The sequence below is a fragment of the Bartonella sp. AP58NXGY genome (assembly GCF_042195785.1).
Taxonomy (GTDB): domain Bacteria; phylum Pseudomonadota; class Alphaproteobacteria; order Rhizobiales; family Rhizobiaceae; genus Bartonella.
The window spans coordinates 1-292 of record NZ_JBHIOY010000331.1; the positions used below are offsets into that span (position 1 = coordinate 1).

1 protein-coding gene is annotated in these 292 nt (G+C 29.1%); it reads right to left on the reverse strand.

The annotated features are described in order from the left end of the window. Positions 1–199, reverse strand: a 199-nt coding sequence (locus ACFINC_RS11225; protein ID WP_375617253.1) for a hypothetical protein, incomplete at its 3' end; no start/stop codon positions are given. Positions 200–292 lie beyond the last annotated feature (93 nt).

Genomic DNA, 292 nt, shown 5'->3' on the forward strand with positions numbered 1-292 from the left:
AGATATTTTTCATTTTCAGCTCTCTTAATTCATGGAATTCAGCAAAAATCATTTTCTTGTACATCACAAGCAGAAATAATGTGTAAAATATTAAAAAAGTAGAAATATCTTTTGTGAACCATTTCAAATGCCAAAACCTATAACAATATGGAAACTGGTAAAGAAATGATAGGGTGTTAATTTGAACTTTTGCAATCATAAAGATAACGGTGCTCTTTAGCACTACCACCATTATCTGTTACTTGCAATAGCAACGTATTGGTTTATAAAGATTTTTCACTATTTTGCATGT